Source organism: Streptodolium elevatio, from assembly GCF_040649515.1.
Taxonomy (GTDB): Bacteria; Actinomycetota; Actinomycetes; order Streptomycetales; family Streptomycetaceae; genus Yinghuangia; species Yinghuangia elevatio.
The window spans coordinates 1-7,774 of sequence record NZ_JBEZFP010000230.1 but is presented as its reverse complement, the minus strand read 5'-3'; the positions used below and the strand labels follow the sequence as shown (position 1 = coordinate 7,774).

General features: G+C 72.8%; 7 protein-coding genes and 1 pseudogene. 7 read left to right on the top strand and 1 reads right to left on the bottom strand.

All coding sequences use genetic code 11. The features are described 5' to 3' along the window. Positions 1-57: 57 nt before the first annotated feature. From AB0C36_RS41975 to ald, 3 genes are all read left to right on the top strand, one after another. A complete protein-coding gene (locus tag AB0C36_RS41975; RefSeq protein WP_358364790.1) occupies positions 58-714 on the top strand; it encodes an NUDIX domain-containing protein in 657 nt (218 codons plus the stop codon). 184 nt (positions 715-898) lie between these two features. Further along, positions 899-3,112 (top strand): tetratricopeptide repeat protein, encoded by a 2,214-nt coding sequence (locus AB0C36_RS41970; RefSeq protein ID WP_358364787.1) that lies wholly within the window; start codon positions 899-901, stop codon positions 3,110-3,112. A gap of 220 nt (positions 3,113-3,332) precedes the next feature. After that, positions 3,333-4,448 (top strand): alanine dehydrogenase, encoded by a 1,116-nt coding sequence (gene ald / locus AB0C36_RS41965; protein WP_358364785.1) that lies wholly within the window; start codon positions 3,333-3,335, stop codon positions 4,446-4,448. A gap of 313 nt (positions 4,449-4,761) precedes the next feature. On the opposite strand, the gene AB0C36_RS41960 is transcribed toward ald, so the two are convergent. Next, on the bottom strand, positions 4,762-4,911 hold the full coding sequence (locus tag AB0C36_RS41960) for a hypothetical protein (protein ID WP_358364791.1): 150 nt from the start codon (positions 4,909-4,911) through the stop codon (positions 4,762-4,764). Here AB0C36_RS41960 and AB0C36_RS41955 point away from each other — a divergent pair. The 4 genes and pseudogenes from AB0C36_RS41955 to AB0C36_RS41940 all read left to right on the top strand — a co-directional run. Beyond that, a pseudogene (locus tag AB0C36_RS41955) lies at positions 4,870-5,235 on the top strand (site-specific integrase); the annotation flags it as partial. The gene AB0C36_RS41960 and the pseudogene AB0C36_RS41955 overlap by 42 nt on opposite strands. Before the next feature lie 101 nt (positions 5,236-5,336). Continuing rightward, positions 5,337-5,561 (top strand): tyrosine-type recombinase/integrase, encoded by a 225-nt coding sequence (locus AB0C36_RS41950; protein ID WP_358364782.1) that lies wholly within the window; start codon positions 5,337-5,339, stop codon positions 5,559-5,561. A gap of 379 nt (positions 5,562-5,940) precedes the next feature. Beyond that, positions 5,941-6,915: a ParA family protein gene (locus AB0C36_RS41945; RefSeq protein ID WP_231779721.1), complete on the top strand. Its 975-nt coding sequence runs from the start codon at positions 5,941-5,943 to the stop codon at positions 6,913-6,915. After that, positions 6,900-7,568, top strand: coding sequence for a hypothetical protein (locus tag AB0C36_RS41940; protein ID WP_358364779.1), 669 nt, complete (start codon positions 6,900-6,902; stop codon positions 7,566-7,568). Before AB0C36_RS41945 ends, AB0C36_RS41940 begins: the two co-directional genes overlap by 16 nt. Positions 7,569-7,774: the final 206 nt, after the last annotated feature.

Below are 7,774 nucleotides of genomic sequence, written 5' to 3'. Positions count from 1 at the left end.
GGGCGGCACCGGACGTCCGGTGCCGCCCCCGCTCCGCGTTCCACTACGTTGTGCTGCATGAACGCCGACGCACGCCCTGAGGCCGGCTCCGCGAGCCGCTTCACGGACACCCCCGAGGAATGGCCCGTCGTCGAAGGGGAGACCCCGTACCAGGGCCGCATCACCGCGATGCGCAGCGACATCGTCGCGATGCCGGACGGGACCTCCGCACGGCGCGACTACCTCGTGCACCCGGGCGCTGTCGGCGTGTTGGCGCTCGACGAGGACGACCGCGTCCTGGTGCTGCGCCAGTACCGGCACCCCGTGCGGCAGAAGCTGTGGGAGGTACCGGCCGGGCTCCTCGACGTCCCCGGCGAACCGCCGCTGCTCGCCGCCCAGCGGGAGCTGTACGAGGAGGCGCACCACAAGGCCGACGACTGGCGCGTGCTCGTCGACTTCTACAACACCCCCGGCTCGTCGAGCGAGGCCATCCGGGTCTTCCTCGCCCGCGGCCTCGGCGAGGCCGTCGGCGACCGCTACGAGGCCCGGGCGGAGGAAGCCGACCTGGAGGTGGCCTGGGCCCCTCTCGACGACCTGGTGACCCTGGCCCTGGCCGGCGAACTGCACAACCCCACCCTCGTCACCGGCGCCCTCGCCGCCGTGGCGGCCCGCGCCCGAGGCGGCTTCGACACCCTCCGCCCAGCCGACGCCCCCTGGCCCGCCCGCCCCTTCTGAGCGCAACGGCGGTGCTCGGGAGCACCTGCCCGGGGGCCGCCCGGTCCCTGAGGGCGCGCCCGGCCACGACCGGATCGCCACCGGGGGGCGTGCGTCACCGTGCGTCGGTCCGCATTTCCTGCACACCGTTCGCTACCCTGCGCAGCAGGACTGTCGGGGGGCTGGGAACAGGGGGTCGTCGGCGGTGTTCAAGGCTGGTGAATCCGCGACCGCGACCGACGCGGTCGCCGCCGCCGTCCCCCCGCCCCGGGCCGCGGACGACGGCTCGGTACCCACCATCCGTCTCGGACCCGCGCAACTGCCCGCCGCCCCGGCGGAGTTCGTCGGGCGGGCCGACGAGCTGCGGACGCTCTACGGCTGGGTCACCGGCCCCGGCGCCGCGGTCCCCGCCCAAGGGGTCGCCGCCCGCGCCTCGCTGCTGCCGCCGGACCGGGTCGTCGCCATCTCCGGCCCGCCCGGCATCGGCCGCAGCAGCCTCGCCGTGATGCTCGCGCACCGGCTGTCCCCGCACTTCCCCGACGGGGTGCTGTACGCCCGCCTCACCGGCCCCCGCGGCGAGACCACGCCCCCCGCGGACGTCCTCGAATCGTTCCTGCACGTGCTGGGCGAGCGCGACGTGCCGGCCGGGGCGGAGGACCGCTCCCGACGCTTCCGCGAGCTGCTGGTCGACCGCCGGATACTCGTCCTCCTCGAAGACCTCACCGGCACCCCGCAGCTGCGCCCCTTACTGCCGGAGAGCCCCACCGCGCTGCTGGTCGTCACCACCGTCGGCCCGCTCACCGGCCTCGGCCGCGCGGCCGTCGTACGCGCGTGCGCGCTCGACGTGCTCGACCCGGCCGCGGCCTCCGAACTGCTCGGCGACCTCGCGGGACACACGCGCGTGGCCTGCGACCCGCGCGCCGCCGAGGAGTTGCTGTCGCTGTGCGACTTCCACCCCGCGGCGCTCAAGCTGGCCGGGGCGTGGCTGCGCGCCCGGCAGCGGTACGCCCTCGCCGACGTCGCCCGCCGCATCCGCGCCGAACGCCTCCGCCTCCAGGGCAGCTGCGAGGACGGCGAACTCGCCCTGCGCGCCTGCTTCACCCTGGTGCACCGCGAGCTGGTGCCCTCCGCCGCGCGGCTGCTGCGCCTGCTCGCCCTCGTCCCCGGCCGCGAGTTCGGCCCCGACGCCGCCGCCGCGCTCGCCGACTGCGGCCCGGACGCGGCGGCGCGCTCGCTCGCCGAACTGTGCGAGCTGAACCTGCTGGAACCCGGCTCGACGCCGGGCCGGTTCTGCTTCCACGAACTGCTGCGCGGCTACGTGCAGGAGTGCCTGGACGCCGAGGAGCGCCCCGGCGAGCGGCGTACCGCGCGCGTACGCCTGCTGGAGCGGTACGTCCGGCTCGCCCGCGCCGCCGAGCACACCATCACCGGCCGCGGCGACCTGGTGCCCGCCGACGTCCGCTTCGAGTCGCCCGCGCAGGCGCGGGCGTGGCTGCGCGAGGAGCGCCCCGAACTGCTCGCCGCCGCCCGGGTCGCCGCGGCGGCCGGCCTGGACGGCCCCACGCGCCGCCTCGTCGCCGTCCTGACCCGCCTGCTGGACCGCCGCGCGCATTGGCGGGACGTGCGCGAGCTGCACGAACTCGCGCTGTCGACGGCGCGGCGGCACGGCTCCGGTCGGCAGGAGGCGGTGGCTCTGCTCAACCTCGGCAACCTGCACGTCGCGCGCGCGGAGCTCGAACAGGCGCTCGCGTGCTACCGCGCGGCCCTGGAGGTGTCGCGGTCGATCGCCGACCCCGCGGGCGAGGGCCGCGCGATGGTCAACCTCGGCAACGCGTACGCCGACCTCGGCGACCTCCAGCGCGCCGCCGACTGGTACGACCGGGCCCTGCTGCTGCGCCGCACCACCGGCGACAACGACGGGCAGGCCCGCGTCCTGTCGCACCTGGGCCGCCTGCACGCCCGCATGGGCCGCTTCGAGCAGGCGCTGCGCGACCACCGTGCGGCGCTGGGCGTACGCCGCAGGCTGGGCGACCACGCGGAGGTCGGCCGGGTGCTGTCCGACATCGGCGCGTGCCTGGGCGACGCGGGCCGCACGCGCGAGGCGCTGACCGTGTACCGGGACGCGATCGAGGCGTTCCGGGCCGCGGGGGACGAGCGCCTGGAGGCGCTGGCGCTGCTGCGCACCGCGGACCTGATGGAGGACACCGGCGACCTGCGCGAGGCCAGGTCGCGGCGGCGTCAGGCGCTGGCGCTGCTGGCGGACGTGCCGCAGGCGGAGGCGGTGCGGCGGCTGCTGGACGACGGGCACGCGGAGGCGTCCGGCCTCGGCCCCGGTGCGGGAGGCGGCTTCGGCAGTGGGGCCGGAGGGGGTCTCGGTGGGGGTCTCGGAGGCACCTCGTCCCCGGCGCGGGTGGACTGACGATCGGCCTGAACGGGTACCCGTCAAGTACGGATCCGGAGCCCTCGGCCTGGGAAAGCTAAACAACCTGCTGGGGCCACTGGCACTTTGTAAGGTTGTCAGGGCGTTGGAGCCGCATTAACCTAGGTTTGCCTCGGAAGGCGCAGTGGTATGCGCCTGCCTGCCCATTCGGGTCCGCCGACGGCGTCTCAACCCTCTGTACGTAAGGACGTGGATAGCCGTGAAGGTCGGCATTCCCAGCGAGGTCAAGAACCACGAATACCGCGTGGCGATCACGCCCGCCGGCGTGCACGAGCTCGTGCGCAACGGCCACGAGGTCTTCATCCAGAAGGACGCCGGACTCGGCTCCTCCATCCCCGACGAGGAGTACGTCGCCGCCGGTGCGACGATCCTGGACACCGCCGACGCGGTGTGGGAGACGGGCGAGCTGATCCTCAAGGTCAAGGAGCCCATCGCCGAGGAGTACGGGCGGCTCCGCAAGGACCAGACCCTCTTCACCTACCTGCACCTCGCCGCTTCGCGCGAGTGCACCGACGCCCTGCTCGCCGCGGGGACCACGTCGATCGCGTACGAGACCGTCCAGCTCCCCAGCGGTGCGCTGCCCCTCCTCGCGCCGATGTCGGAGGTCGCGGGCCGGCTGGCGCCGCAGGTCGGCTCGTACCACCTGATGCGCCAGGGCGGGGGCCGCGGCACCCTCATGGGCGGCGTGTCCGGCGTGTACGCGGCCAAGGTCGTCGTCATCGGTGCGGGCGTCTCCGGCCTCAACTCGGCCGCGATCGCGCTGGGCATGCAGGCCGAGGTGCTGCTGCTCGACCGCAACATCGAGACGCTGCGCCAGGCCGACCGGATCTACCAGGGCCACCTGCAGACGGTCACCTCGAACGCGTACGAGATCGAGCGCGCGGTGCTGGACGCCGACCTGGTCATCGGCGCGGTGCTGGTGCCGGGCGCCAAGGCCCCCAAGCTCGTCACCAACGAGCTGGTGTCGCGCATGAAGCCGGGCTCCGTGCTCGTCGACATCGCGATCGACCAGGGCGGCTGCTTCGAGGACTCGCGTCCGACGACGCACGACAACCCGGTCTACAAGGTCCACGACTCGATCTTCTACTGCGTCGCCAACATGCCGGGTGCGGTGCCGCACACGTCGACGTTCGCGCTGACGAACGCGACGATGCCGTACATCGTCGCGCTCGCCAACAAGGGCTGGCGCAAGGCGTGCCAGGACGACGCGACGCTGGCGCTGGGCCTCAGCACGCACGAGGGGCACCTGACGAACGCGGCGGTGGCCGAGGCCCACGGGCTCGGCTTTGTCGAGACCGGGCAGCTGCTCGCCTGAGCGGCGGTTCGAGTACGGGCTGAGGCCCGGTGGTTCCGGGGGCGCCTGCGGGCGCTGCCGGGCCCGCCGGCCCGGTCGGGCCTGGTCGGGTTCGGTCGGGCGTGATCCGGCGTCGAAGGCGCCGCTGGACGGGCGGGCGGGTTCCGGGCCACCGGGCGTTGGCCGAGCGGGCATGATGTCGGCTCCCACAAGGGTGTGGGGGTCGACATTGTGCGTTTCGGGGACTTGTCGGCCGGGTTCGGGGTGATGCGGCCTCGGAGCCGCCGGGGAATGACGCGTCCGGAGCCGGGAGGCAGGTCTGACCCCCCGTAAGTCACGGCCCGTGGGTGAGGCCGGGCCCCTGGGTGAGGTCGGTGATGTTGTCGACAACGGGGCTTTTGGTGGCGAGAACGCCGCCCCGGCCGGTGGGTTGTCGTAGGCGTTGCGGGCATATCTCGACCATCTCTCGGTCGAACGTGGCCATGCCGCCGACACTTTGGCGGCTTGTCGGCGCGACCTGGGGCGATATTTGGCCGTTCTGGCCGACGCCGGCCGTGCCGCTGCGGGCGATGTGTCGACTGCCAACGTGACTGCGTACGTCGGGACGCTGCGTACCGGCGACACCCACGGGCCGGCGCTGTCCGACGCCTCCGCCGCGCGTGCCGTCGTCGCCCGCATCTCGGAGGCGGCGGGTCTGGATATCGACGATGTGGGTCTCGCCGCACGTACCGTGGTGCTCGCGGGCAAGGGCGGCAAGCAGCGTGTGGTGCCGCTCGGTTCGTACGCTGCGGAAGCGGTGGGCGCGTACCTCGTCCGGGCCCGGTCGGATCTGATCGGAACCGGTCGCGGCGGGCTCGCGCTGTTCCCGACGCACGCGGTGGTCGGCCGTCTCGGCAGAGCGGTTGGAGCGTGTTGCGTTCGGCCGCGCTGCGCGCCGGGCTCACGGAGGAGATGCCGCCGCACACGTTGCGGCACTCGTTCGCGACGCACTTGTTGGACGGCGAAGCTGATGTCCGAGTTGTCCAAGAACTGCTGGGACATGCGTCGGTGACGACCACTCAGGTCTACACCCTGGTCACCATTGATCGACTTCGTGAGGCCGACGCAGCTTCCCACCCCCGGGCTCTTGACTGAACCGGTGCGATGTTGCATGGGTCGGGCGGTTCGCCTTGCTGCGACCATGCGACACGCCATAGAGTCGCGAACCGTCAGTAAGGATCGTCACGCTGACGAAGCAAGAAATGGCCTGGTCGGCAAGGAGGTAAGACGACTTGTGAATGAGTCGACATTTGCTCCCGGGGGTGCCCAGCCAGCGTCGGCCCAGGCCCCCCGTGGGTCGGTTCAGGGCGGTGGGACGGGAATTCCCGGCCCGGGCTCTGCCGCGGAGCAGCAGGGGACGCGCGACGCCGCGCTCCCGTCGACGGCCGACCAAGCGGGTGCAGCGGGTACTTCAGCGGGTTCAGCGGCGGAGGGAACCCCCACGGGTTCCGAGGCGGACGAGTACGCGTACGACATGTACTACTACGACGACGAGCTGCGCTACGCCGAGGAACTGCGCGGCGGCCCGTTCGATCCGGACGCCGACTACGAGCCCGATCCCGAGTACGCCGCGACCCTCGCACCGGACGCCGCGACACAGCGCCGCGAGCGCGTCGGCCCGACCGGCCGCCCGCTGCCCTACTTCCCGGTCCCCGGACCGGTGTCGGAGCACGGCCCCGCGAAGATCATCGCGATGTGCAACCAGAAGGGCGGCGTCGGCAAGACCACGTCGACCATCAACCTGGGGGCCGCGCTCGCGGAGTACGGACGCCGTGTGCTGCTCGTGGACTTCGACCCGCAGGGCGCCCTCTCGGTGGGCCTCGGGGTCAACCCCATGGAGCTCGAACTCACCGTCTACAACCTGTTGATGGAGTCGCACCTCAGCGCGGACGACGTCCTGCTGAAGACCATCATCCCGGGTATGGACCTTCTGCCCAGCAACATCGACCTGTCCGCGGCAGAGGTCCAGTTGGTCACCGAGGTGGCCCGCGAGACCACGCTCGCCCGCGCGATCCGGCCGCTGGTGCAGGACTACGACTACATCATCATCGACTGCCAGCCGTCGCTGGGTCTGCTCACGGTCAACGCCCTGACCGCCGCCGACAGCGTCATCGTGCCGCTGGAGTGCGAGTTCTTCGCACTGCGCGGTGTCGCGCTGCTGACCGAGACCATCGAGAAGGTGCACGAGCGCCTCAACCCGAACCTGGTCCTCGACGGCATCCTCGCGACGATGTACGACGTGCGCACCGTGCACGGTCGCGAGGTCCTCGCGCGCGTCGTCGAGGCGTTCGGGGAACAGGTGTTCCACACGGTGATCGGGCGTACCGTCCGCTTCCCGGAGACCACGGTCGCGGGCGAACCGATCACCACGTACGCGTCGAACTCCGTAGGGGCCGCCGCGTATCGCCAGCTCGCGAGGGAGGTGCTGGCCCGGTGCCGCGCCGAGTAAGTCTGCCGGGCGCCGACGAGTTGTTCCGTACCACCGGGGGAGCGGCACTGACGACCCGTCAGGCCGCTGCCGACGCGGCGGGGACGACAGGTCAGGCGCCCACCGGTGCGGGAGCGTCGGGCACCTCCGCGGCGGCGGCCGGGCCGGCCGCCGCCGCGGGCAACGGCCACGCTCGTGCGGTGCCGGCGCCGTCCTCGGGGCAGGACGCCGAGCCGGAGCACTCGGGCGCCCAGAACTCCGCGTCCGACCAGGGCGGTTCGCAGGGCGAGCCGGGGTCGGCGCAGTCCTACCAGGAGTCGCGCCCCGAGCAGCGGACCGTACCGCCGTCGCGCGAACCCGCCCGCGAGGGCCAGGCCCGCGACGCCGGCCCGCAGTCGGCCCCCCGCGCCGCCGCCCCCAGGCGCGGTCGCGTGCAGCGCCGCCCGAGCGGTCGGGAACGGCACGACGAGAAGATCACCGTCTACGTCTCCGCCGAGGAGTTGATGGACCTCGAGCACGCGCGGCTCACGCTGCGCGGGGACTTCGGCCTCGCGGTGGACCGCGGCCGGATAGTGCGGGAGGCCATCGCGGTCGTCCTCGCCGATCTTGAGGCACGCGGCGAAGCGAGCATCCTCGTACGGCGGTTGCGCGGCGGCCCGGGGCCGGGTCACTGACCACGGAGATCCACGGTGGTCGGTCGGGACCCGTTGCGGCTTGACTGTCGTCGGTTGTAGTCCCGTGCGTGACGGCCGTACCGGCAGTTGCACCGACAATCGCATCATGCGAACCGCATCGCCGAACCGCATTGCCGACATCGAACGAATGCCGGTGACCGGGGGCGGATCCACGGCCAAGTCCCGGGACTTGGCCGTGGATCCGC

Excerpts from the sequence above, each read along its gene's own strand:
- AB0C36_RS41975 (WP_358364790.1), top strand. The coding sequence starts at position 58 with ATGAACGCCGACGCACGCCCTGAGGCCGGCTCCGCGAGCCGCTTCACG.
- AB0C36_RS41960 (WP_358364791.1), bottom strand. The coding sequence starts at position 4,911 with ATGGCCACGTTCGACCGAGAGATGGTCGAGATATGCCCGCAACGCCTA.
- AB0C36_RS41945 (WP_231779721.1), top strand. The coding sequence starts at position 5,941 with ATGTACTACTACGACGACGAGCTGCGCTACGCCGAGGAACTGCGCGGC.